Source organism: Streptomyces caniferus (assembly GCF_009811555.1).
GTDB classification, from domain to species: Bacteria; Actinomycetota; Actinomycetes; order Streptomycetales; family Streptomycetaceae; genus Streptomyces; species Streptomyces caniferus.
The window spans coordinates 1704940-1728129 of record NZ_BLIN01000005.1 but is presented as its reverse complement, the minus strand read 5'-3'; the positions used below and the strand labels follow the sequence as shown (position 1 = coordinate 1728129).

The 23190-nt window shown below is 73.3% G+C and carries 20 protein-coding genes and 5 tRNA genes; 16 read left to right on the top strand and 9 right to left on the bottom strand.

Going from position 1 to position 23190, the window contains the following annotated elements:
* Positions 1-31 precede the first annotated feature (31 nt).
* A complete protein-coding gene (locus Scani_RS24225) occupies positions 32-700 on the bottom strand; it encodes a lysophospholipid acyltransferase family protein (protein WP_085925955.1) in 669 nt (222 codons plus the stop codon).
* Positions 701-1007: 307 nt separating this feature from the next.
* On the opposite strand from Scani_RS24225, the gene Scani_RS24220 reads away from it, so the two are divergent.
* Both Scani_RS24220 and Scani_RS24215 read left to right on the top strand, forming a co-directional pair.
* On the top strand, positions 1008-2144 hold the full coding sequence (locus Scani_RS24220; protein WP_159479811.1) for a glycerophosphodiester phosphodiesterase: 1137 nt from the start codon (positions 1008-1010) through the stop codon (positions 2142-2144).
* 343 nt (positions 2145-2487) lie between these two features.
* The gene (locus Scani_RS24215) at positions 2488-3030 is read left to right on the top strand and encodes a GNAT family N-acetyltransferase (RefSeq protein WP_159479809.1); all 543 of its coding nucleotides are present in this window, start codon (positions 2488-2490) and stop codon (positions 3028-3030) included.
* Between the two features lie 48 nt (positions 3031-3078).
* Here the strand turns inward: Scani_RS24215 and Scani_RS24210 are convergent, their stop codons facing one another.
* Together Scani_RS24210 and Scani_RS24205 are read right to left on the bottom strand one after the other, a co-directional pair.
* Entirely contained in the window at positions 3079-3537 is a 459-nt protein-coding gene (locus tag Scani_RS24210) for a hypothetical protein (RefSeq protein ID WP_159479807.1), read from the bottom strand.
* Positions 3530-3898, bottom strand: a complete 369-nt coding sequence (locus tag Scani_RS24205; protein ID WP_159479805.1) for a hypothetical protein — start codon at positions 3896-3898, stop codon at positions 3530-3532. Before Scani_RS24205 ends, Scani_RS24210 begins: the two co-directional genes overlap by 8 nt.
* Before the next feature lie 117 nt (positions 3899-4015).
* Between Scani_RS24205 and Scani_RS24200 the strand changes: the two genes are divergently transcribed.
* The 9 genes from Scani_RS24200 (at position 4016) to Scani_RS24160 (ending at position 16795) form a co-directional block, all read left to right on the top strand.
* Positions 4016-4663 carry an HAD family hydrolase gene (locus tag Scani_RS24200; RefSeq protein WP_159479803.1) on the top strand — a complete coding sequence of 216 codons (648 nt, stop codon included), beginning with the start codon at positions 4016-4018 and terminating at the stop codon, positions 4661-4663.
* A gap of 383 nt (positions 4664-5046) precedes the next feature.
* Positions 5047-6141 carry a methionine ABC transporter ATP-binding protein gene (locus tag Scani_RS24195; RefSeq protein WP_159479801.1) on the top strand — a complete coding sequence of 365 codons (1095 nt, stop codon included), beginning with the start codon at positions 5047-5049 and terminating at the stop codon, positions 6139-6141.
* Positions 6138-6872, top strand: coding sequence for a methionine ABC transporter permease (locus tag Scani_RS24190; protein ID WP_159479799.1), 735 nt, complete (start codon positions 6138-6140; stop codon positions 6870-6872). Before Scani_RS24195 ends, Scani_RS24190 begins: the two co-directional genes overlap by 4 nt.
* Positions 6873-6945: 73 nt before the next feature.
* Positions 6946-7824, top strand: coding sequence for a MetQ/NlpA family ABC transporter substrate-binding protein (locus tag Scani_RS24185; protein WP_246296131.1), 879 nt, complete (start codon positions 6946-6948; stop codon positions 7822-7824).
* 328 nt (positions 7825-8152) lie between these two features.
* On the top strand, positions 8153-8788 hold the full coding sequence (locus Scani_RS24180) for a GNAT family N-acetyltransferase (RefSeq protein WP_159479797.1): 636 nt from the start codon (positions 8153-8155) through the stop codon (positions 8786-8788).
* A 176-nt stretch (positions 8789-8964) separates the two neighbouring features.
* Positions 8965-10185 (top strand): precorrin-6y C5,15-methyltransferase (decarboxylating) subunit CbiE, encoded by a 1221-nt coding sequence (gene cbiE, locus Scani_RS24175; RefSeq protein WP_159479795.1) that lies wholly within the window; start codon positions 8965-8967, stop codon positions 10183-10185.
* A 236-nt stretch (positions 10186-10421) separates the two neighbouring features.
* Complete coding sequence (gene cobT, locus Scani_RS24170; RefSeq protein WP_159479793.1) at positions 10422-14522, top strand: nicotinate-nucleotide--dimethylbenzimidazole phosphoribosyltransferase; 4101 nt, start codon at positions 10422-10424, stop codon at positions 14520-14522.
* A 162-nt stretch (positions 14523-14684) separates the two neighbouring features.
* Entirely contained in the window at positions 14685-15923 is a 1239-nt protein-coding gene (cobA, locus tag Scani_RS24165; protein ID WP_159479791.1) for a uroporphyrinogen-III C-methyltransferase, read from the top strand.
* A 53-nt stretch (positions 15924-15976) separates the two neighbouring features.
* Positions 15977-16795, top strand: coding sequence for a TrmH family RNA methyltransferase (locus Scani_RS24160; RefSeq protein WP_159479789.1), 819 nt, complete (start codon positions 15977-15979; stop codon positions 16793-16795).
* Between the two features lie 16 nt (positions 16796-16811).
* Here the strand turns inward: Scani_RS24160 and Scani_RS24155 are convergent, their stop codons facing one another.
* Positions 16812-18161 (bottom strand): serine/threonine-protein kinase, encoded by a 1350-nt coding sequence (locus tag Scani_RS24155; protein WP_159479787.1) that lies wholly within the window; start codon positions 18159-18161, stop codon positions 16812-16814.
* A 609-nt stretch (positions 18162-18770) separates the two neighbouring features.
* Here Scani_RS24155 and Scani_RS24150 point away from each other — a divergent pair.
* From Scani_RS24150 to Scani_RS24140, 3 genes are all read left to right on the top strand, one after another.
* Positions 18771-18980, top strand: a complete 210-nt coding sequence (locus tag Scani_RS24150; protein ID WP_159479785.1) for a hypothetical protein — start codon at positions 18771-18773, stop codon at positions 18978-18980.
* Between the two features lie 240 nt (positions 18981-19220).
* Positions 19221-20234, top strand: a complete 1014-nt coding sequence (locus Scani_RS24145) for a phosphotransferase family protein (protein WP_159479783.1) — start codon at positions 19221-19223, stop codon at positions 20232-20234.
* A gap of 73 nt (positions 20235-20307) precedes the next feature.
* Complete coding sequence (locus Scani_RS24140) at positions 20308-20589, top strand: TFIIB-type zinc ribbon-containing protein (RefSeq protein ID WP_159479781.1); 282 nt, start codon at positions 20308-20310, stop codon at positions 20587-20589.
* 63 nt (positions 20590-20652) lie between these two features.
* Here Scani_RS24140 and Scani_RS24135 read toward each other — a convergent pair.
* The 5 genes from Scani_RS24135 to Scani_RS24115 form a co-directional block, all read right to left on the bottom strand.
* Positions 20653-20724: transfer RNA gene (locus tag Scani_RS24135), tRNA-Val, on the bottom strand.
* A gap of 34 nt (positions 20725-20758) precedes the next feature.
* Positions 20759-20830: transfer RNA gene (locus tag Scani_RS24130), tRNA-Val, on the bottom strand.
* 31 nt (positions 20831-20861) lie between these two features.
* Positions 20862-20933, bottom strand: a tRNA-Val gene (locus tag Scani_RS24125).
* 1 nt (position 20934) lies between these two features.
* Positions 20935-21008: transfer RNA gene (locus Scani_RS24120), tRNA-Cys, on the bottom strand.
* A gap of 35 nt (positions 21009-21043) precedes the next feature.
* Positions 21044-21116: transfer RNA gene (locus Scani_RS24115), tRNA-Gly, on the bottom strand.
* A gap of 177 nt (positions 21117-21293) precedes the next feature.
* Between Scani_RS24115 and Scani_RS24110 the strand changes: the two genes are divergently transcribed.
* Together Scani_RS24110 and Scani_RS24105 are read left to right on the top strand one after the other, a co-directional pair.
* A complete protein-coding gene (locus tag Scani_RS24110) occupies positions 21294-22361 on the top strand; it encodes a chorismate-binding protein (RefSeq protein WP_159479779.1) in 1068 nt (355 codons plus the stop codon).
* On the top strand, positions 22358-23182 hold the full coding sequence (locus Scani_RS24105; protein ID WP_159479777.1) for an aminotransferase class IV: 825 nt from the start codon (positions 22358-22360) through the stop codon (positions 23180-23182). Before Scani_RS24110 ends, Scani_RS24105 begins: the two co-directional genes overlap by 4 nt.
* The last annotated feature ends 8 nt before the right edge of the window (positions 23183-23190 follow it).

The window sequence follows — 23190 nt, the reverse complement described above, 5'->3', positions numbered from 1 at the left end:
GCGGACGGGGCCCGGCGCACGCGGGGAAGGGTCAGGCGGCCCTGGCCTTGGTGGCGTAGATGTCGACGTACTCCTGGCCGGACAGCTCCATGACGTCGCTCATCACCTCGTCGGTGACGGCCCGCAGCACATAGCGGTCGCGGTCCATGCCGTCGTAGCGGGAGAAGTCCAGCGGCTCGCCGAAGCGCACCGTCACCGGGGCGATGTGCGGGCGGCCCTTGCCGCCGGGCTGCACCTTGTCGGTGCCGATCATCGCGAACGGGACGACCGGCGCACCGGTCATCAGGGTGAGCCGGGCGATGCCGGTACGGCCGCGGTAGAGACGGCCGTCGGGGGAGCGGGTGCCCTCGGGGTAGATGCCGAAGACGCTGCCCTCCTCCAGGATCCGGCGGCCGGTCATCAGCGCCGCGACCCCGCCGTGCCCGCCGTCGCGGTCCACCGGGATCATGCCGGCGCTGGTGAAGAACCAGGCCATCAGCCGGCCCTTGACGCCCTTGCCGGTGACGTACTCGTCCTTGCCGATGAAGTACACCGGGCGCTTGACCACCAGGCTCAGGAACAGCGAATCGATGAAGGTGACGTGATTGCCGGCCAGGATCACCGGTCCGGTCGCCGGAATGCGCTCCATGCCCTCGACCTTCGGGCGGTACAGGACACGCATGACGAATCCGAGAATCGCCTTCAGCACAATGCGGGACAACGGGTCCTCCGGGTCGCGACTGGTCAATGTCAAGCGGGCGCAGAACTCTGCAGCCCAGGACAATACTCGCGGGTCACTCCCGCTCGCACGTCGGGTTCACGAGGTCGATACGCACAGTTGACCCACGGTTGACGTGTGTTACCACCATGTTCCCCCCTATGTTGGCGGGCGTCTCCCCGGCATGACCCGTCCGTGCTTACGATCGGCCCGGTTCCGTGGGCCGGTGTGCAACACGCCTCACCGCACGCCGGAAAACACCCGGAAGCACCTGGAACACACCGAAAAACCTCGGACAAGGAGCGTGGGCATGCACAAGTGGCAGCAGCCGGGACGACGGACGGTGCTGGGGGCCGCGGCACTCGGCGCGGGAGCGGCGGTGTTCGGCGGAGCCGGCCAGGCGAGCGCCCGCGAGCGCGACGGCGTGCCCCGGAAACTGCCGGTGCCGCTGATCGTCGGCCACCGCGGTGCGAGCGGCTACCGCCCCGAGCACACCTTCGGCTCCTACCAACTCGCCCTCGACATGGGCGCGGACGTCATCGAGCAGGACCTCGTCCCCACCAAGGACGGCCACCTGGTCTGCCGTCACGAGAACGACATCACCGCCACCACCGATGTCTCCGCGCACCCCGAGTTCGCGGGCCGCAAGACCACCAAGACCGTCGACGGCGCCAAGCTGACCGGCTGGTTCACCGAGGACTTCACGCTCGCGGAGCTCAAGACGCTGCGCGCCAAGGAGCGCATACCGGGCACCCGCCAGCACAACACCCTCTACGACGGTGTGTGGGAGGTGCCGACCTTCGAGGAGGTCCTGCAGTGGGCCGAGCGCGAGGGCCGCAAGCGGGGCCGCCCCGTCTGGCTGCACATCGAGACCAAGCACCCCACCTACTTCCGGGGGCTCGGCCTCGGCCTGGAGGAGCGGCTGGCCAAGGCCCTGCGGGCGCACGGCCGGCACAAGAAGCACTCCCCGAACTTCCTGCAGTCCTTCGAACCCAGCAGCATCCAGCGGCTGGACAAGCTCGTCGACTGCCCCAAGGTCGTCCTGCTGGGCACGCTCAAGGACCGCCCCTGGGACTTCACGGTGTCCGGTGACCCGCGCACCGTTGCCGACCTGGTCAAGCCCGCGGGCCTGAAGTGGCTGGCCGGCTTCGCCCAGGGCATCGGTCCGGACCTGACCGTGATCATCCCGCGGGACGCCGACGGCAAGCTCGGCGAGCCCAGCTCCGTGGTCGAGGACGCACACGCCGCCGGGCTGGTGCTGCACCCGTACACGGTCCGCAACGAGAACACCTTCCTGCCGACCGACTTCCGCCGCGGCACCGACCCGAACGCCTACGGCGACTCCCTCCGCTTCTTCAAGGCGCTCCTGGGCACCGGTATCGACGGCCTGTTCTCCGACAACCCCGACACCGCGCTGCTGGCGGCCGCACAGTTCCGCAAGCACTGACCCCCGCGAAGGGCCGACCCCAGCGAAGGGCTGGCCCCCGCGGCCGGCCGCCGCCCCGGCGGAGTCCGGACCGGCACCACCTCCCCGCACTCTCATCTGAGTTGGGAATGTCACAGGAGAGCTCGGTGCCGGTCCGTTCCGCCTGCTCCGATTGCCTGCGCAGAATGCTCGCGGCGGAGATTGCCGCTGCCACATACCGGGGATCCCGGAAGGAGCAGTGTCAGCCACGCCACGACGGCGACGGGTACCCCGCGGCGCCGTCTGTCAGGGCACATCGTTCCGGGCGCACCCCTCTCACCCTCAGCGCCCGGACCAGCGAACCGAATAGGGGAGGCATACGCGCATGGGCACGAGCGTGGCCATCTCTGCGGCGACCGACCAGGACGCCGAGCAGATCCTCAAACTCCAGTTCCTCTGCTACCAGCAGGAAGCCGCGCTGTACGACGACTACGGCATCGAGCCGCTCACCCAGACGCTGCAGGCGCTGCGCGCCGAACTGGGCGAGGCCTGCGTCATGGTGGCCAGGCTCGGCGAGGAGGTGGTCGGGTCCGTGCGCGGCACGGTCGACGAGGACGGCACCGCGCGGATAGCCAAGCTCATCGTGCACCCGCGGATGCAGCGGCACGGCCTGGGCGGACGGCTGCTCGCCGCCGTCGAGGAGCGGCTGGCGGCCGAGCGGTCGGCCACGCGCTTCCGCCTGTTCACCGGCCACCGCAGCGAGGGCAACCTGCGGCTCTACCGCAGCCGCGGCTATGTGCCCGTCGGCACCGAGCAGCTCACTCCCCGGCTCACCGTGGTGACGCTGGAGAAGGAGCTCCGCACGGAGGCCACCGCGGTGGGCGCATCCGCCGGAGCGAGCCAGGGGGAGTTCGCCGCCCAGGCGTGAGAGAAGGGGAGGGGAGGACGGCCCGTGCGGGTCCGTCCTCCCGTCCGCCTAGCCGGCGGGCTGCTCCGTACGGGCCCGGCGCAGCCACAGCAGCCCGGTGACGGGCAGGATGACCGGAATGAAGAGGTAGCCCATGCCGTAGTCCGACCAGACCGTGGCGTCGGGGAAAGCGGACCGGTCGAGCAGCGTCCAGGTGCCGATGCCGAGCACCCCGAGCAGCTCCAGCGCGCAGCAGACGATCGCGGCCCGGCGGGCGCCCTCACCCCCGCGCACCAGCGAGAACGTGATGAACCCGTAGACCACCGCGGAGACGGCCGAGAGGCTGTAGGCCAGCGGGGCCCGGTCGAACTGGGCGAGGAGCTGGTAGAGCGAGCGGGACGCGGCCGCGACGGTGAAGATGCCGTAGAGCGTGACCAGCAGCCGCCCGGGGCCGGTGCCCAGGGAACGCTTCGCCGGGACGTCGGCCGTGCTGCCGTCCGCCGCCGTGGTCGCCGTGGTCTCAGGCACTGCCGCCTCCCCAGATGTCGAACAGCCGCACTTCCAGTACGGCCAGCACCACGGCGCCCGCCGCGACGGTGGCCGAACCCCAGCGGGTGCGCTCCGAGAGCGACATGAACCCGGTCGCGGGGACGCAGGCCGCCGCCCCGAGCAGGTACGCGACGAAGAGCGCGGTGCCCTTGTCCGGCGTGGCTCCGCGCGTCAACTGCACGACGGCGACGACCAGTTGGACGAGTCCGAGGACCGACACCAGTGCCATGCCGATGAAGTGCCAGTCCTTGGTGGGCTGGTCGCGGAACGCGGCGAGACCGCACCAGGCGGCCAGGGCGAGAGCGGTCACCGCGACCGCGATCGTCAGCGCGTCGATCACCGGGACCTCCGGGCCGCGTGGCTGCGCGCCATGGGGTTGTGGGGCATGGGGCGATGCTAATCGGCCCCGGGCGGGCGGCCGTCGTCGGCCCCACCGTGGCCCGTACGCTCGTGCAGTATGAAGATCACCGCTGATGCGCTCCTTTTCGACAACGACGGCACCTTGATCTCCTCCCTGGAGTCCGTCCGCCGCTGCTGGACCCGGTGGGCGAAGGAGTACGGCATCACCGAGCAGGCCTTCGCCGAGATCCAGCTGCACGGCCGCCCGGCGGCGGAGATCGTCGCCGATCTGCTGCCCGCCGGCCGGGTGCCCGAGGCGGTGGCCCGGATCGAGCACCTGGAGGTCGAGGACGTCGCCGGGGGAGTCGTGGCGCTGCCCGGCACCCTGGCCCTGCTGGAGAGCCTGCCCGCCGAGCGGTGGGCCGTGGTGACCTCGGCCACCCGGCGGCTGGCCGAGGCCCGGCTCGACGAGGCCGGCATCCGCACCAAGACCCTGATAGCCGCCGATGACATCAGGCGGGGCAAGCCGGACCCGGAGCCGTTCCTGCTCGCCGCCGAGCGGCTCGGGGTGGACCCGGCCCGCTGTGTGGTCTTCGAGGACGCGCCGGCCGGACTGACGGCCGGCCGCGCGGCCGGCATGGTGACCGTGGCGTTGACCACAACGCACCGGGCCGAGGAGCTGTCGGCGGACGTGGTGGTCCCCGACCTCTCGGCGGTATCCGCCCAGGCCACGGGCGGGGCGGTGGAGATCACCGTCGTCGGATAGGGCGTTGTCCACGGGTCGGTCAGGCGTGTCCGCTATACGGACTGGCTTGATCGGCCCGCACGGCTGTCTGGTTTACTTGCCGCCATGACCACGACGAGCAGCCGCACCCCTGCGACCGAGGCGTACCTGACGCCCGGTGCTCGTTGCATGTGTCGAATGTGTGACCGCTGAGGGCCCCCGCCTGAGCCTCGCGCCCCGAAGCGAGACCCGTTGCCATGTGCCGTACGTCGGACACCCGACGGCCACGGCCGCCCCGCGTCACCGGAACCCGGAGCCGGGCCCCGCGCCCGCCGCCGCTCCCTGTTCCCCTCTGCCGCACTCGCAAGAATGCCCCGTGCCCGGCGGGCGAGCCGCCGAGCACTCGACAGTGACGGAATTCCCTAGTGATCACCACAACGGGCCTGACCAAGGTCTACCGTTCCGGAGACCGCGAAGTCACCGCCCTGGACGGCGTCGATCTGCACGTTCGCGAGGGCGAGGTGTACGGCGTCATCGGCCAGAGCGGCGCCGGTAAATCCACCCTCATCCGCTGCCTCAACCTCCTGGAGCGCCCCACCTCCGGCACGGTCACCGTCGCCGGCCAGGAGCTGACGTCCATCGCCGGGCGCGGCAAGCGGGCCAGTGCCGGACTGCGCGCCGCCCGCAGCCACATCGGCATGGTCTTCCAGCACTTCAACCTGCTGTCCTCGCGCACCGTCCAGGACAACGTCGAGCTGCCGCTGGAGATCCTCAAGGTCGACCGCCGTGAGCGCTCCCGCAAGGCGCTGGAGCTGCTGGAGCTGGTGGGCCTCGCCGACAAGGCCAAGGCCTACCCCGCCCAGCTCTCGGGCGGACAGAAGCAGCGCGTCGGCATCGCCCGCGCGCTCGCCGGCGACCCCAAGGTGCTGCTCTCCGACGAGGCCACCAGCGCCCTGGACCCGGAGACCACCCGCTCCATCCTCCAGCTGCTGCGCGACCTCAACCGCAAGCTGGGCCTGACGATCGTGCTCATCACGCACGAGATGGACGTGGTCAAGACGATCTGCGACTCGGCCGCCCTGATGAAGAACGGCCGCGTCGTCGAGCAGGGCACCGTCGCCGAGCTGCTCGCCACCCCCGGCTCCGAGCTGGCCCGGGAGCTGTTCCCGGTCGGCGGCGAGCCCTCCGCAGACGACCGCACCGTCGTCGACATCACCTTCCACGGCTCCGCCGCCACCCGCCCGGTGATCTCCGAGCTGTCGCGCACCTACAACGTCGACATCTCGATCCTCGGCGCCGCCATGGACACCGTCGGCGGCAAGCAGGTCGGCCGGATGCGCATCGAGCTGCCCGGCCGCTTCGAGGAGAACGTCGTGCCCATCGGCTTCCTGCGGGAGCAGGGACTACAGGTGGACGTCGCGGACGTCGACTCCGGCGCCGCGGCGACCGCCGCCGAACCCGCCGAAGCGCCGGCCACCCCGGAGCCCGCCGCCACGCTGCAGAAGGAAGGCGCCAAGTGACCTGGAACGAGATGCAGCCGCTGCTGTACGACCGCACGCTCGACACCCTCTTCATGGTGTGGTGGTCGGGGTTCTACGCGGTGCTCCTGGGCATCCCGCTCGGCGTGCTGCTGCACCTGACCCACCGCGGCGCCGTCCTGCAGAACGTCGTCGTGAACAAGGTGCTCGGCGCGATCGTGAACATCGGACGGTCCTTCCCGTTCCTGATCCTGATCGTGGTGCTGATCCCCTTCACCCGGTTCCTCGTCGGCGTGTCCATCGGTCCGACCGGCGCGGTGGTCCCGCTCGCGCTCGCCGCCATCCCGTTCTTCGCCCGGCTGGTGGAAGCGGCCCTGCGCGAGGTCGACCACGGCCTGGTCGAGGCCGCCCACGCCATGGGCGGCGGCACCTGGACCATCGTCTTCAAGGTGCTGCTCCCGCAGGCGCTGCCCGCACTGATCGCGGGCGTCACCACCCTGGTCATCCAGCTGATCGGCTACTCCGCCATCGCCGGCGCGGTCGGCGGCGGCGGGCTGGGCGACCTCGCCTACACCTACGGCTATCAGCAGTACGAGACCCCGCTGATGATCGCCACCGTGGTGGAGCTGATCCTCCTGGTCACCCTCGTCCAGGTGCTCGGCGACCGCCTCGTGCGCCGGCTTGCCCAGCGCGGCACCCGTGCCTCCTCCCTGCGTGTCGGCCTGCGCCGCGCCCGCACCGAGGAGCCGCCCGCCGTCACCGAAGCCGCCTGAACCCGGAGCCACCCGCTCCGACCCGAGAGCCCGGACCCTTTGCCGGGCGGACACCGCACATGAACCCCTGTGCGTGAACAAGAAAGAGGCACTCTTCGTGCGCAACACCGTCAAGATCTCCGTCGCCATAGCCGCCGCCTCCGCCGTCGCCCTCGGCGCGAGCGCCTGCAGCGCCCCCTCCGACACCACCGCCAGCGACAAGGGTGACAAGAACGCCCCGCTCGTCGTCGCCGCGAGCCCCACCCCCCACGGCGCCATTCTCGACTTCGTCAAGAACAAGCTGGCGGCGAAGGCGGGCCTCAAGCTGGTCGTCAAGCCGTTCAACGACTACAAGATCCCCAACAAGGTCACCGACGACGGCCAGGTCGACGCCAACTTCTTCCAGCACAAGCCGTTCCTCGACACCTTCAACAAGGAGAACGGCACGCACATCGTGCCCGTCCAGAACGTGCTCATCGAGCCGCTGGGCGTCTACTCCAAGAAGATCGACAAGCTCTCCCAGCTCAAGTCCGGCAGCACCGTCTCGGTCCCCAACGACCCCTCCAACGAGGGCCGGGCGCTCAAGCTGCTCGCCGACAACGGCGTGATCACCCTCAAGCCCGGTGTCGGCTCCGACGCCAAGCTGACGGACGTCAAGGACGACAAGGGCATCAAGATCACGGAGCTGGAGGCCGCCCAGACCGCGCCGCGCATCGACGACGTCGACGCCGCGATCATCAACGGCAACTTCGCCATCGGCGCCCACCTCAAGCCCTCCACCGACGCGCTTGCCCTGGAGAAGGCGAAGGGCAACCCCTACGCCAACTTCCTCGCGGTCAAGAAGGGCAACGAGAACGACCCGCGGATCAAGAAGCTGGCCAAGCTCCTGAACTCCCCCGAGGTCAAGAAGTTCATCCAGGACAAGTACACGGACGGCTCGGTCATCCCGGCCTTCGGCCCCGCCAAGAGCTGATGCGGGCGACTGTCCTGACGTCTCCCTGCCGTCCGGACGCCGTTCCCCTGTCCTGAACGTTTTTCCCCGCCGCGCACCCCCCTTCGGGGGTGCGCGGGTGTGGACGTGCGGTCGTCCGTGCGCAGGTCACCCGAGGGTGGCCCGCCGTACGCGCCGTCACCGGGCCCCGGACCCGCGCTGCGCGCGGCCGGGGCCCACGCGCGTGGCACACCCGCGCGCCGATGCTGCATGCTGGTGCATTCAAGACGGTCAAGACGGCCCGTGACCTCGCGGTCTCACAGCCCGCGACGTTCCGGAACACCACAGTCAACGGCGTGGGAGCAGCGGCATGACATCGACCTTTCCGGATATTTCCATCAGCACGGACCGGTTGGTGCTGCGCCCTTTCGAGGAGGCCGACGTCCCGGCCCTCACCGCGATGATGAACGACGAGCTGGTCGCCGCCTGGACCGCGATACCCCAGCCGTACACCGAGGACGCCGCGCGCGCCTGGGCCCTCGAGAGCGCCCCCGCCGAACGGGTCTCGGGCCACGGCATCGACTTCGCGATCACCGAGTTCCTCACCCAGCGCCTGGTCGGTGTCGCGCAACTGCGCCACACCGACTGGCGGATCCGCTCCAGCGAGCTCAGTTATGTCGTCGCCTCCTGGGCCCGCGGTGAGGGGTATGCCTCCGAGGCCTCGCTCGCCGTGGCCCACTGGCTCTTCCACGACCAGAAGTTCGAACGCATCGAGCTGCGCACCGCCGCCGGCAACACCGCCTCCCAGCAGGTCGCCCAGAAGATCGGCTGCATCAGCGAGGGCGTGCTGCGCAATGCCTTCATAGCCCGCAGCCGCACCGAGGACGGCGGCTGGGCCGACATCCGCACCGATCTGATCGTGTGGAGCCTGCTGCCCGAGGACCTCGACGGGATCCCCGGCCCGCCGGCGGACGCGAACGGATTCCCCTACCCCGAGTGGAACTGACCCGGGCCCGCGCTCCGGCCCGATCCTCTCGGGGTACCCTCGGCCTGCCGCGCACCTGCGCGACCCGCGCGGACCGGCGCACCACAGCGGCACCCCCACCGGCCCGCGGCCGCCCGCAGCCGGCCCCCTGCCGCCCCCGCGCGCGTAACCACAGCAGCCCCAGGAGACTGACGAGCATGGCCGACCGGGTCACGGTGATCGGATGGGACGGCTCCGCGCTGACCGCCGCCGCCCGCTCCGCCCTCGGCGCCGCCACGCTGGTGGCCGGCGCCGCCCACCACCTCGCACTGCCCGAAGTCCCGCCGAACGCCGAGCGGATCCGGCTCGGCAGTGTGTCCCTGGCCGCCCGCCGCATCGCCCAGCACCGCGGCACCGCCGTCGTGCTCGCCGACGGCGACCCCGGGTTCTTCGGTGTCGTACGCACCCTGCGGGCACCCGAGCACGGCCTGGAAGTCGAAGTGGTGCCGGCCGTCTCCTCCGTCGCGGCCGCCTTCGCGCGGGCCGGTATGCCCTGGGACGACGCCCAGGTCGTCGTCGCCCACAGTCGCGACCTGCGCCGCGCGGTGAACGTCTGCCGCGCCCACACCAAGGTCGCGGTGCTCACCTCGCCCGGCGCCGGACCCGCCGAACTCGCCCTGCTGCTCGGCGGCGTCCACCGCACCTTCGTGATCTGCGAGGATCTGGGCACCGATCGCGAGCGGGTGACTGTCCTCACATCCGACAAGGTCGCCGACCATGTCTGGCGTGACCCCAATGTCGTGATTGTCGTCGGCGGTTCGCCCGCCGGCGCCGCGGCCCAGGGAACTGGCTGGATCGCCGGCCGCGAGGTGGGTCATCCGACGGGCGCGCGCGGCTGGGGACTTCCGGCCGGCGCCTACGGCGGTGCCCTGGGTGAGGGGGAGTCCGTCCAGTTGCGGACCGCACAACTCGCCCGTCTCGGACCGCAGGTGGGCGACCTGGTCTGGGACATCGGCGCGGGCAGCGGTGCCGCCGCGGTGGAGGCCGCGCGCTTCGGCGCCGCCGTCATCGCGGTGGACGCCGACCCGGACGCCTGCGGACGCGCCGCCGCCCTCGCCCGCCGCCACGGCGTCCAACTCCAGGTCGTGCGCGGGCGCGCACCGCAGATCCTGGACGACCTCCCCGAGCCCGATGTGATCCGGGTCGGCGCCGGGGGAGCGGAGGTCGTCACCGCTTGCGCGGCCCGCCGCCCCGAACGGATCGTCACCCACGCCGCCACCCGCGACGAGGCCGAAGCGCTGGGCCGGGCACTGGCCGACGGCGGCTACGAAGTCGAGTGCGCGCTGCTGCAGTCCGTGGACCTGGACACCTCCGTCTGGGTCGAACGGGAGCGGTCCGTGGTGTTTTTGCTGAGCGGCTATCGCGTTCCTCACCCATGACCAGCACGGCAACCCGCGCGAGGTAGGCTGGCGGATCGTTGCGCCGCCGTTCCGCATTCGGCTTCGTACGCCAATATCCGGAAAATGCCGTGGTTTTGGCCGAATATGAAGCTCTGGAGAGCGGACGTGCCGCGAGGCGTGCTCGCTCGTTCTAGCTATCGGGGCGTCGGCGCGCCCCGGTCGAGCGCGTCGCACGAGCGGTTGGAAGGAGCACTACCAATGGGCGAGGGGTACGCATGACCGACACCGGCCAGGTCCCGGGCGAGGGACAGCCGGAGAACGCAGGCGGACATCCCGGGCAGCCGCAACCGGCGGCCGCTCCCTCCCCTGCTGACGCCGGACCGACGGAGCTGCCGGGCCTGGTGCCCCCTCCTGGCGAATACCCCTACGCCGACCAGCCCGACGGCGTCGTCGAGGACGACGACCTGCTGCTGATGCCCGGTGCCCAGGGCGCCTGGAGCGAGCAGCCCGCGCACCAGCCGCTCCCGCAGCCGCAGGAGACCCACCAGGACCAGCACCCCCAGCAGGGCGCACCGTTCGACGCGGCCGCACCGGCGGCCACCGGCTTCGAGCCGATGCCCGCCCAGGCCGGCGACCATGAGAGCGGCGGCCGGGACTCCGGCTCCGTCGACCTCAGCGCCGTCCGTATCCCGCAGCCCGCCGCACCGCAGCAGCAGGCCCGCGCCGCGGCGCCCGCCACGCCCCAGCGGCGTCCGCTGCACATGGGCCCGCCCGTCCCCGACGCGACCGGCGGAGTGGTCCGTTCGCTCGCCGACCGCGGACCGGCCGAGGCCCCCGCGCAGTCCGCCGCACGGCACGCGGGACCGCCCACCGGCGGCCCCGAATACTTCGACGCCCCGGCGGGAGCCCCCGAGGCCACCGTCGGCGAGCAGCCGCCGGCCGATGCGGGCCTCCCGTACCCCGACCAGTCCTTCGGAGCGGCGGCCCCGGCCGAGCAGGCCTTCGCAGCGCCGTCGTACGGTCAGCCCTACGCGGAGCAGCCCTACGGTGGGCAGTTGTCCGCCGAGCAGACCTATGGGGCCGCGGGCCAGGGACCGTTGCCCGGCCCGCAGCTCGGCGAGATCCCCTCGCAGGTGCCGTCGTGGCAGGAGGCCTCGGCCCAGGCCGCGGCGTCGGCCCCGCTTGCAGAAACGGTCGCCCCCGAGGCGCCGGCCGTACCCGTCGCCGAGGCCGCGCCGGCCGTCCTGCCGGACGCGGCGCCGCTCGCCGAACAGCCGCTCGCCGAGCACCCGCAGCCGATGCCGCTGCCGCCCGAGGGCGCGGCGGAGGCCGGTGACGGCGCGGCCGTCGTCGCGGACGCCACCGATGCCGCGCAGGACGCGCCGGCCGGGGCAGAGGCACCGGCGCAGCCGCAGGACATGACCGCGGAGGCACTGCCGCACGAGGCAGCGCCCGGTCAGGACGGAACGGCCGAGGCGGTCGAGACGGCCGGAGCGACCGAAGCCGAGGCCGCTGTGCCGGATGCCCCTGTGGTGAACGACGCCGCGGCGGAGGCCCCCGTGGCGGATGCCGCCGCGCAGGAGGTGCCCGCGGCGGACGACGCCGCTGCGGCCGCCGAGCAGACCGAGGCGGTCGCCGCCGACGTCCCGCAGCAGCCCGCGGAACAGGGCCCGCCCGCCGAAGCCGTAGCCGCCCCGGAGGCGCAGCCCGCCGCCGCGGCCCCCGCCCCGGCCGAAGCCGCCGGTCCGGCCGAGGAGCCCGCCGTCGCGCAGGCGGCCGACGCCACCACCGCCCCGGCCCCGACCGCTCAGGACGAGCAGCCTGCCGACCCGGCCCCCGCCGTCGACGAGCCCCAGCCGCAGCCCGAGGCCGTCGCGCCCGAGCCCGTCGCGCCCGAGGCCGGTACCGACGCCCCCGTCACCGAGCCCGCCGCCGCCCCGGCCCCCGTGGCTGCCCCCCAGGGCCCCGTCGCCCTGCCCGTCACCGAGAACGGCGCGCCCGTGGAGCAGCCCGTCACGGAGCAGGCGGTCATAGAGCCGCCCGAGGCGCAGGAACCGGCCGCCGGACAGCCGCAGCCGGGTGGCCCCGTGGACGCCGCCGGGCAGCAGACCACCGCGGAGGCGCCCGCACCGGAGGCCGCCCCGCAGGGCGCGGACGCCGCCGTCGAGGAGCAGCCCGCGACGGACGGCCCCGAAGCCCCCGACCAGCCCGACGAGCCGGACGCCCCGACGCCCGAGGCGACCCCGGACAGCGACCCCGCCGCCGCGACGACGCCCGCCGAGCCCGCGGAGACCGACGCACCCACGGAGGCCGCGGAGCCCGTCGAGCCCGACGCCCCCGCGGACCTGCCCGCCGACGCCCCGCCCGTGGCCGTCCACATCCCGGCCCAGGCCTCCGGCGAGCCGTCCCCCGCCGACGACCGGGCCCCGCGTGCCGCGGCCGCGGAGCCCTCGACGGCCGGCCCGGCGCCCGACGGCGTCCCCGCGCCCGACGCCCCCGCCGACGAGGCGCCCCAGCAGCAGGTCGTCGCCGAACTCGTCCAGCTCGGCGACGACCAGCCGCCGGCGGACGGTTCGCAGCCCGACGCCGCGGCCGACGGCTCCGACGTCGCGCCCGACGAGGGCGACGCGGCCGATCTGACGTCCCCGGCCGCCGGGTACGACGACTCCGAGCGCGCCGCCGTGCACCGCGTGATGCGCGAGCGCCGCGACATCCGCAACGGCTTCCGCGGCGACCCGATCCCCAACGAGGTGCTGCTGCGCGTCCTGGAGGCGGCCCACACCGCCCCCAGCGTCGGCCACTCCCAGCCCTGGGACTTCGTCGTCATCCGCTCGGACGAGACCCGCGAGAAGATGCACCAGCTCGCGACGGCGCAGCGGGAGGCCTACGCCAAGTCGCTGCCCAAGGCGCGCGCCAAGCAGTTCCGCGAGCTGAAGATCGAGGCCATCCTCGAGACGCCGGTGAACATCGTGGTCACCGCCGACTCCACCCGCGGCGGCCGGCACACCCTCGGCCGGCACACCCAGCCCCAGATGGCCCCGTACTCCTCCGCGCTCGCCGTCGAGAACCTCTGGCTCGCCGCCCGCGCCGAGGGCCTGGGCGTCGGCTGGGTGAGCTTCTTCGACGAGCGGGAGATGGTCCGCGAACTGGGCCTGCCCGAGCACCTCGAGGTCGTCGCGTACCTGTGCATCGGCTACGTCGACGAGTTCCCGGAGGAGCCCGAGCTGCTGCAGGCCGGCTGGTCCAAGCGCCGCCCGCTGTCCTGGGTCGTCCACGAGGAGACCTACGGCCGGCGCGCGCTGCCCGGCGAGAGCCCGCACGACCTGCTCCAGGAGACCCTGCAGGGCATCCGCCCGCTGGACGCCAAGGCGCTCGGCGAGGCCTGGGAGCGGCAGAAGCGGATGACCAAGCCCGCCGGGGCGCTGGGCATGCTGGAGATCATCTCCGCGCAGCTGTCCGGGCTGTCCCGCAAGTGCCCGCCGCCCATCCCGGAGCCGGCCGCCGTCGCGATCTTCGCCGGTGACCACGGTGTGCACGCCCAGGGCGTGACCCCCTGGCCCCAGGAGGTCACCGGCCAGATGGTCGCCAACTTCCTGGGCGGCGGCGCGGTCTGCAACGCCTTCGCCAACCAGGTCGGCGCCGAGGTCTGCGTCGTGGACGTCGGTGTCGCGGGCGACCTGCCCGCCACCCCGGGTCTGCTGCCCCGCAAGGTCCGCGCCGGCACCGCCGACTTCACGGCGGGCCCGGCGATGACCCAGGAGGACGTGCTCAAGGCGATCGAGGTCGGTATCGACACCGCCCGCGACCTCGTCGCGGCCGGCAACAAGGCGCTGCTCACGGGCGAGATGGGCATCGCCAACACCACCACCTCCGCCGCGCTGATCTCGGTCTACACCGGCGTCGACCCGGTCGAGGTCACCGGCCGCGGCACCGGCATCAACGACGAGACGCACGCCCGCAAGGTCGACGTCGTCCGCCGTGCCCTGGAGCTCCACCAGCCCGATCCGGCCGACCCCATCGGCGTCCTCGCCGCCATCGGCGGCTTGGAGCACGCCGCCCTCGTCGGACTGATCCTCGGCGGCGCCTCGCTGCGTACGCCGGTGATCCTCGACGGGGTCAGCGCGGGCGCCGCCGCCCTGGTGGCCCGTGCCATCGCCCCCGAGGCGCTGGCCGCCTGCATCGCCGGCCACCGCAGTGCCGAGCCGGGCCACGTCGCGGCCCTGAACAAGCTGGGCCTGCGCCCGTTGGTCGACCTCGATCTGCGGCTGGGCGAGGGCACCGGTGCGCTGCTCGCGCTGCCCGTGGTGCAGAGCGCCGCCCGCGCCATGCACGAGGTCGCCACCTTCGACTCCGCCGGAGTGACGGAGAAGACCTGATCAGGCCCCGACCTCCGCATGACCCCCGGCCCGCAGCCCCATAGGCTGTGGGCCGGGGCCGTACCGTCCCAGGGCCGTACCCCCCTTCACCAGCCGCTCCGGCGCCGCAGCGGCTGAGCCGGCCGCCGCATTCGCATCATCCGCACAAGGAGCCGTACCGCCATGGCTGAGCACGCCGCCGAACACGCCGCCTACCCCGTCGGACTGCGGCTGTCCGGCCGCCGGGTGGTCGTCCTGGGCGCCGGACAGGTCGCCCAGCGCCGGCTCCCGTCCCTCGTCGCCGCGGGCGCCGATGTCCTGCTGATCTCCCCGTCCGCCACCCCCTCCGTCGAGGCGATGGCCGATGCCGGGGAGATCCGCTGGGAGCGCCGCCGCTACCAGGACGGCGACCTCGCCGGCGCCTGGTACGCCCTGATCTCGACCGACGACCCGGAGGCCAACGCCGCCGCGTCCCAGGAGGCCGAGGACCGCCGGGTGTGGTGCGTACGCTCCGACGACGCCGAGGCGGCCACCGCCTGGACCCCGGCCACCGGCCGCAGCGAGGGCGTCACCGTGGCCGTGCTCACCGGCCGCGACCCGCGCCGCTCCGCCGCCGTGCGCGACGCGATCGTCGAGGGCCTGCGCGACGGCAGCATCGCCGCCCCGCACCACCGCCGCCCGCACACCCCGGGCGTGGCGCTGGTCGGCGGCGGCCCCGGCGACCCCGACCTGATCACCGTGCGCGGCCGCCGGCTGCTCGCCGAGGCGGACGTCGTGATCGCCGACCGGCTCGGCCCCCGCGACCTGCTCGCCGAACTCCCGCCGCACGTCGAGGTCATCGACGCCGCGAAGATCCCCTACGGGCGGTTCATGGCCCAGGAGGCCATCAACAACGCGCTGATCGAGCACGCCAAGGCCGGCAAGGCCGTGGTCCGGCTCAAGGGGGGCGACCCGTTCGTCTTCGGCCGCGGCATGGAGGAGGCCCAGGCGCTCGCCGAGGCCGGCATCCCCTGCACGGTCGTCCCGGGCATCTCCAGCACCATCTCCGTGCCCGGCGCCGCCGGCATCCCGGTCACCCACCGCGGGGTCGCCCACGAGTTCACCGTCGTCAGCGGCCATGTCGCCCCCGACGACGAGCGTTCGCTCGTGGACTGGCCCGCGCTGGCCAAGCTGCGCGGCACCCTCGTGGTCCTGATGGGCGTCGAGAACAGCGGCGCCATCGCCGCCAAGCTGATCGAGCACGGCCGCGCCGCACAGACCCCGGCGGCCGTCATCCAGGAGGGGACCACCGCCGCCCAGCGCCGGGTCGACGCCACCCTCGCGACCCTCGGCGAGACGGTACGCGCCGAGGGCGTGCGTCCCCCGGCCGTCATCGTCGTCGGCGACGTCGTCGCCGTCGCGGCCGCTCCCGCCCACACGTAACCGATCCCGCACGCGGCCTGGGATCCCCGACACCGACAAGGCACTCTCTCCCCGTGGCAGAAATCATCACCGTCGACGACCCGGACGACCCGCGGCTGGCCGACTACACCGGCCTGACCGACGTCGAGCTGCGGCGCCGGCGCGAGCCCGCGGAAGGGCTCTTCATCGCCGAGGGCGAGAAGGTCATCCGGCGCGCCCGGCACGCCGGCTACGCGATGCGCTCCATGCTGCTCTCGGCCAAGTGGGTCGACGTCATGCGCGATGTGATCGACGAGGTCCCGGCGCCGGTCTACGCCGTCAGCCCCGGCCTCGCCGAGCGGGTGACGGGCTACCACGTGCACCGTGGCGCGTTGGCCTCCATGCAGCGCAAGCCGCTGCCGGACGCCACCGAACTCCTGGCCGGGACCCGGCGCATCGTCGTCATGGAAGCGGTCAACGACCACACCAACATCGGTGCGATCTTCCGCAGCGCGGCGGCCCTCGGCATGGACGCCGTGCTGCTCTCCCCGGACTGCGCCGATCCGCTCTACCGCCGCTCGGTGAAGGTCTCCATGGGCGCGGTGTTCTCCGTGCCGTACGCCCGCCTGGAGAGCTGGCCCCGGGACCTGGCCGCCGTACGGGAAGCGGGCTTCAAGCTGCTCGCCCTCACCCCGGCCGAGAAGGCCACGGACATCGACGCAGCCGGGGTGCACGGCCTGGAGCGCGCCGCCCTGATGCTGGGCGCGGAGGGCGGCGGCCTGAGCACCGGCGCACTGCGGGCCGCGGACGAATGGGTCCGTATCCCGATGGCGCACGGCGTGGACTCGCTCAACGTCGGGGCGGCCGCAGCGGTGGCGTTCTACGCGGTGGCGACGGGCCGGCCGCGGTCCTGACCGGCCGGGCGGACCGTCAGGACGGTCCTGCCGCCGGTGCGTGCCCGCCTCCGGACGCGCCGAGGTGCACCGGCCGCTCCACACCCAGTCCGTGGGTGGCCGGCCCCTGGCATCCCTGAGCCGCCGCGATCCCGAGCGCCACCAGCAGGGTCACCACCACGAACACGATGACGCGCTGGCGCAGCAGCCGCCGGTCGGGGCCGGGCCGCCGCCCGCCCGACGTCGTACGCACCGGGGTGCGCATGCCGTTGCGCCCCGGCGGCCCGGCGGCCGGGACGCGTCGCGCCGTGCGGCCGCCGGTCTTCCGGGGATTCCTCCCCGCGGCCGAGGCCGGACCGGACGGCCGGGGCGCCGGGTCCCGCGGAGCAGGGGGGCGGGACGGGTGCGGACGCGGCGCGGAGCCGCCGCCCGTCCGTCGCTCGGTCTGCTGGCGGGCGTACTCCTCGGCCCGCCGCCCGGTCGGCCGGTCCGCGGGACGGCGCTCGCCCCGCTCCCAACCGGCCCCGGCACCCGCACCGTTCTCCAGCGGTCCGTCGGACGGCCCGTGTGCCTCACGGGCCGCGATCTCCTTGAGGCGCAGCGACAGCGACAGGGTGCTGGGCCGGTCCGCCGGATCCTTGGCCAGGCACGAGGCGAGCAGCGGCGCCAACGCGTCCGGCACCCCGGCGAGCTGTGCCTCTTCGTGGACCACGCGGTAGAGCATGACCTCCGAACTTCCCTGCCCGAAGGGGGAGTCCGCGGTACAGGCGTACGCGAGGGTGGCGCCCAGCGCGAAGATGTCCGTCGCCGGTGTCACCGCGGCCCCGCGCACCTGCTCCGGCGCCAGGAAGCCCGGCGAGCCGACGGCCGTGCCGACGTGGGTCAGGGTGCTGGCACCGGTCGCCCAGGCGATGCCGAAGTCGATGATCCGCGGGCCCTTGGGCGACAGCAGGATGTTGGACGGCTTCAGGTCACGGTGCACGACGCCCGCGTCGTGGACGGCCAGCAGGCCCTCGGAGAGCGCGGCGCCGACGGAGGCGACCTGCGCGGGCGACAGCGGCCCCTCCTCGTTGACCTTGTCGTGCAGCGAGGGCCCCGGGACGTACTGGGTGGCGAACCACGGGCGGTCCGCATCGAGATCGGCGGCCACCAGCCGCGCCGTACAGCCGCCGCGGATCCGCCGGGCGGCCGAGACCTCCCGCGCGAACCGCGAGCGGAATTCCTGATCCTCCGCCAGGTCCGGCCGGATCACCTTGAGGGCCACCCGCTGCCCGCGCTTGTCCGAGCCGAGATAGACCACGCCCATCCCGCCCGCGCCGAGCCGGCGGTGCAGCCGGAACGTCCCGACGACACGCGGGTCCTCGCGTCGGAGCCGCATCATCGCCATGTCCGTCCCCTACCTGCGGTGGGGAGCCCCCTCCGCTGCCAACCGTCTGACGTGGCACAGCTTACGGATTGACGGCTCGCTGTGCGCAGAGGCCGCGCATGCGTCGGCGGCCGGATTGCCGGTGGCGGGTGCGATTGCCGCGGCGGGGACGGGAAAACCGGCCCCGGGCGTCCCGGCTTCCGCCCCGGGGGCCCAATGATCCGCCGTTGAAGGGGGATTGGCGGGATGAAGGGGGATCAGGGATGGTTGGCACCGGATGCCGGGGATGCGGGCAAGGGGCGAAAAGCGAGGGTGGGCGCGGCGGTCCGCGGGGCGGGATCACGGTGCGCGGGGGAGCGGCCGACGTGAGCGAGGTCACCCTCAGGAGTGCGCGGGCCGAGGAAGCACAGCGGTCCCCCTTGGGGGAGATCCCCAAGGGGCGGGGCCGTCTCTCCACCCAGGGGAGTAGACGGGGCGCGGACCCGTCATCCTCCTGGAGGCCGACCAATCGGTACGACGGCATGACGCCCGCCGCCCGCCGGGTGCCTAGGGTTGTTTCCAAGCGGCGGGCGCAGCACTCGTCCCCCGAGGTCAGACGCCCGCCGCCCCAGTCACGACGGGAGCGGGACGATGGCGGAGTTCTCAGGGCGGACGGCCCTTCGGGCGCAGGGTCGGCGGGTCGCCGCAGCGCTCGGCGGCCGACAGCCGTCCGGCACTCGCCACCCCCTCGTCGCGGTGGCCATGGTGCTGCCGCTGGCGATCGTTCTCGCCGTGGTCTTCGGCGGCTGGGAGGCCGTCATGACACAGGCGTCGTCCGTGGTCGGAATGCTGGGGCGCTGAGCGGCGCCCCGGTCCCGGGAGAGCGGCCCGGGACGGGACCTCCGGCTGAAAGCCCCGTGGGGACGGGGGTGCGGCGGACGGCACGACGGCCGGGCATCTGGGGAGATGCCCGGCCTTCGAGCTTTCCCGGCCGCTGCCCTGCCCGGCCCGCCCGCACCGCGCGTACGATCCCCTCCGGGCCGCCCACAGCGCGCACCACCAGCCACGGCGCCGCCGGCTCGCGCAGGATTCGGGGGAAAGATGACCGCCTCACTCCTCGGCCGCCTGGCCGCCCTGTCCGCCCCGACGGCCCGGCGAGGCGCACCGGCCCCCGCTCCCGAGGTGCTCGCCGACCGCCCCGACGGCACGGTCGTCCGCAGCGGCCGCACGGTCGCCAAGGCGCACGCCCCCGACGCCGACCCGCACGACCTGGCCGCTCGGCTGCGGATCGCCGCCCACCCCCTCCTGCACGGCATCCTGCTCCCCCCGCTCCCGGTCACCGCCCCCGACGGCTTCCTCGCCTTCACCGACGACGGCCGCGCGCTCACCCGCTGGCCGTACGGCGGCCCGGTCCCGGCCGACGAGCCCGACGCCGCGCCCTGGGAGGACGCCGCCCGCCTGCTGGCCCGCCTCCACGCCGTCGACCCGCGCCAACTGCCCGGCCCCGTACCGCCGATGCGTGGCCCCGCCAAGGCCGCCCGCGCCCTGGCCCGCCTGCGCACCGCCCTGGCCCCCGCCGACGGCCCACGGCCCGCACCCCGGTCCGGCGCGGACTCGCTGCCCGCGGCCGCCGCGGCCGTCGAGCGAGCCTGGGCCCTGCTGCCGCCATGGGCCAGGGACGCCGCCCCGCCGCCGCGCGCCGCCACCCTCTGCCACGGCGATCTGCACCTGGGCCAGCTCGTCCGCCACCCGGCGACCGACGGCCCCTGGCTCCTCATCGACATCGACGACCTCGGCACGGGCGACGGCGCCTGGGACCTGGCCCGCCCGGCCGCGTGGTTCGCCACCGGCCTGCTCGCCCCGGACCTCTGGATGCGCTTCCTCGCCGCCTACCGTGCCGCCGGCGGCCCCGCCGTCCGGCCGTCCGGCGACCCCTGGCCCGAGCTGGAGATCCCGGCCCGCGCCCTGACCGTGCAGACCGCCGCGCTCGCCGTCGCCAAGGCCGCCACCGCCTCCCGGCCGCTTGACGAGGCCGAGGAAGCGGTCGTCGGCGCCTGCGCCCGGATGACGTCCCTGCCGGACCAGTTGGCGCCCGCCCGCCCGGACGTAGGGTGAACACCTCGCTGCCGGGAGGCCGTTTGGCAGGCACCCCGGTGAACCGTGACGGACGACAGGAGTTGAGCCGACGATGCAGTGCCCCAAGTGCCATGCGCCGATGCAGACATACCAGCGCAACGGCGTCCAGATAGAGCAGTGCGCCGGCTGCCGGGGGATCTTCCTGGACTACGGGGAGCTGGAGGCGCTGACCCGTCTCGAGTCACAGTGGTCCCAGCAGGCCCCGCCGCCGCCCGCCCCGCAGGCCTACCCGGCAGCCCCCGCCTGGGGCGCCCCGCACCAGGGCCACCACGGTCACCATGGACACCACGGCCATCACCACCGCAGCTTCGGTCACATGCTCTTCTCGTCCTGACCGAGCGCTTCCCGCACCACGACCGAGGGCCGGAGCGAATGCTCCGGCCCTCGGTACCAGGTGTGGACGATACTGGGATTGAACCAGTGACCTCTTCCGTGTCAGGGAAGCGCTCTCCCGCTGAGCTAATCGTCCGCGGGACCGCGGATCACGAAGATCCGCAGCTGCGTGCGCGATACTGGGATTGAACCAGTGACCTCTTCCGTGTCAGGGAAGCGCTCTCCCGCTGAGCTAATCGCGCGGGACGGATACCCCGTTTCCAGGGGATCCAGTGGACGATACTGGGATTGAACCAGTGACCTCTTCCGTGTCAGGGAAGCGCTCTCCCGCTGAGCTAATCGTCCTTGGAGGTGGAGACGGGATTTGAACCCGTGTAGACGGCTTTGCAGGCCGTTGCCTCGCCTCTCGGCCACTCCACCAGGAGTGAGGGGGTTCGGGAAGATCCCCCACATCGAGCGGACGACGAGACTCGAACTCGCGACATCCACCTTGGCAAGGTGGTGCTCTACCAACTGAGCTACGTCCGCAGGTGTCTCTCCCAGACTACGTCCGGGAGCTACTCGGCCTCCGGGGCGCTTGCGTGTCCCGGCGACGTGTTGAACTCTAGCGGATTCCGGGGCCAGTACAAAAACGCGTTTGTGCAGCGTGCTGCGCTCCTCGCTCGGCACAGGCAGGGGCCGGGCCGTCGCCATAGACTCGCTGACGTGCACGACTTCGCTCCGATGGCACGCTTCGGCGGCCTGATAGCCACCGACCTGCTGGATGTGACCAGCGATCCCGCGGCTCTGGACTCCACGGGCTGGTGGGCCGTGGCCGCCGATTTCGAGGGCGCGGTGGTCTGCGCCCGCTTCGGCGACGTACGGCCGGCCACCGCGGCGGACGGTCCCGCCCCCGACGGCTGGCACGGCCCCGTGCCCGGCGCCTGGAACAGCTCGCTGGACCGGGACGCCTATACCGGTGGTGTGCGGCGCATCCGTGAACACATCGCGGCCGGCGACGTCTACCAGGTGAACCTCTGCCGGGTGCTGACCGCGCCGCTGCCCGACCCCGGCCGTGCCGACGTGGACGCCCTGTCCGCGGTGCTGGCCCGGGGCAACCCGGCGCCGCACGCGGGCACGATCCGGCTCCCCGGCCATGGCGTGGAGATCGCCAGTGCCTCCCCGGAGCTGTATCTGCGGCGCGACGACCGGGTCGTCTCGTCCGGCCCCATCAAGGGCACCGGCCGGACCGCGGCGGACCTCTCGGCGAAGGACCGGGCGGAGAACGTGATGATCGTGGACCTGGTCCGCAACGATCTCGGCCGGGTCTGTGCCACCGGCAGCGTCACCGTCCCTGCACTGTGCGCCGTCGAAGAGCACCCCGGCCTGGTCCACCTCGTCTCCACTGTGCGCGGGGAACTGGACGCGGCGAACGAGAAGACGGCCTGGGCGGATCTGCTGGGCGCCACCTTCCCGCCCGGGTCGGTGACCGGCGCCCCCAAGTCCAGCGCACTGCGGATCATCGACGAGCTGGAGACCGCGCCCCGCGGCCCGTACTGCGGAGGCATCGGCTGGGTCGATGCGGACCGCCGCACCGGCGAGCTCGCGGTGGGCATCCGTACGTTCTGGATCGACCGCACCCTGCCCGGCGGCCCCGTGCTCCGCTTCGGCGCCGGCGCCGGGATCATCTGGGACTCCGATCCGGAGCGGGAGTGGGCCGAGACCGAGTTGAAGGCGCGCAGGCTGCTCGCGGTAGCGTCGGGCCTGCACGAGGCGAGTGGAGGTAAGCGATGAAGATCTGGCTCAACGGGGGTCTGCAGGACGCCGAGGATGCCCGGGTCTCGGTCTTCGACCACGGGCTGACGGTCGGCGACGGAGTCTTCGAGACCATCAAGGCCGAACGCGGCCGCGCCTTCGCCCTCACCCGCCATCTGGAGCGCCTGACCACCTCCGCCCGCGGACTGGGGCTGCCCGACCCCGACCTCGACGAGGTGCGGCGCGGCTGCGCGGCGGTCATCGACGCCAACCCGATGGCCCTGGGGCGGCTGCGCCTCACCTACACCGGCGGTGTCTCACCGCTCGGCTCGGACCGCGGCGACGCCGGCCCCACGCTGGTCATCGCGCTCTCCGAGACCCAGCGCCGGCCCGACACCACCGCCGCCGTCACCGTCCCGTGGACCCGTAACGAACGCGGGGCGCTCACCGGTCTGAAGACCACGTCGTACGGCGAGAACGTCGTCGCCCTGGCCCGCGCCCGTGAACGGGACGCCTCCGAGGCGCTGTTCGCCAACACCGTCGGAGCGCTCTGTGAGGGCACCGGTTCCAACGTCTTCGTCGTCCTGGACGGCGAACTGCACACGCCTCCGCTGCACTCCGGCTGCCTGGCGGGCATCACCCGTGCCCTGACCATCGGCTGGGCGGGTGCCAAGGAGACCGATCTGCCGCTGGACGCCCTGGAGCGCGCCGAGGAGATCTTCCTGACCTCCACCCTGCGCGACGTCCAGGCCGTGACCCGTATCGACCGCCGCCAACTCCCCGACGGTCCGGGCCCGGTGACGGCGGAAGCCATGCGGATCTTCGACGAGCAGTCCGCCGCCGACTTCGATCCGCGGTGATGACGGGC

Bases quoted from the DNA above. Each gene is read 5' to 3' on its own strand.
- Scani_RS24220 (WP_159479811.1), top strand. From the start codon at position 1,008: ATGCACAAGTGGCAGCAGCCGGGACGACGGACGGTGCTGGGGGCCGCG.
- Scani_RS24215 (WP_159479809.1), top strand. From the start codon at position 2,488: ATGGGCACGAGCGTGGCCATCTCTGCGGCGACCGACCAGGACGCCGAG.
- Scani_RS24200 (WP_159479803.1), top strand. From the start codon at position 4,016: ATGAAGATCACCGCTGATGCGCTCCTTTTCGACAACGACGGCACCTTG.
- Scani_RS24180 (WP_159479797.1), top strand. From the start codon at position 8,153: ATGACATCGACCTTTCCGGATATTTCCATCAGCACGGACCGGTTGGTG.
- cbiE (WP_159479795.1), top strand. From the start codon at position 8,965: ATGGCCGACCGGGTCACGGTGATCGGATGGGACGGCTCCGCGCTGACC.
- cobT (WP_159479793.1), top strand. From the start codon at position 10,422: ATGACCGACACCGGCCAGGTCCCGGGCGAGGGACAGCCGGAGAACGCA.
- cobA (WP_159479791.1), top strand. From the start codon at position 14,685: ATGGCTGAGCACGCCGCCGAACACGCCGCCTACCCCGTCGGACTGCGG.
- Scani_RS24155 (WP_159479787.1), bottom strand. From the start codon at position 18,161: ATGGCGATGATGCGGCTCCGACGCGAGGACCCGCGTGTCGTCGGGACG.
- Scani_RS24150 (WP_159479785.1), top strand. From the start codon at position 18,771: ATGGCGGAGTTCTCAGGGCGGACGGCCCTTCGGGCGCAGGGTCGGCGG.
- Scani_RS24145 (WP_159479783.1), top strand. From the start codon at position 19,221: ATGACCGCCTCACTCCTCGGCCGCCTGGCCGCCCTGTCCGCCCCGACG.
- Scani_RS24140 (WP_159479781.1), top strand. From the start codon at position 20,308: ATGCAGTGCCCCAAGTGCCATGCGCCGATGCAGACATACCAGCGCAAC.
- Scani_RS24105 (WP_159479777.1), top strand. From the start codon at position 22,358: ATGAAGATCTGGCTCAACGGGGGTCTGCAGGACGCCGAGGATGCCCGG.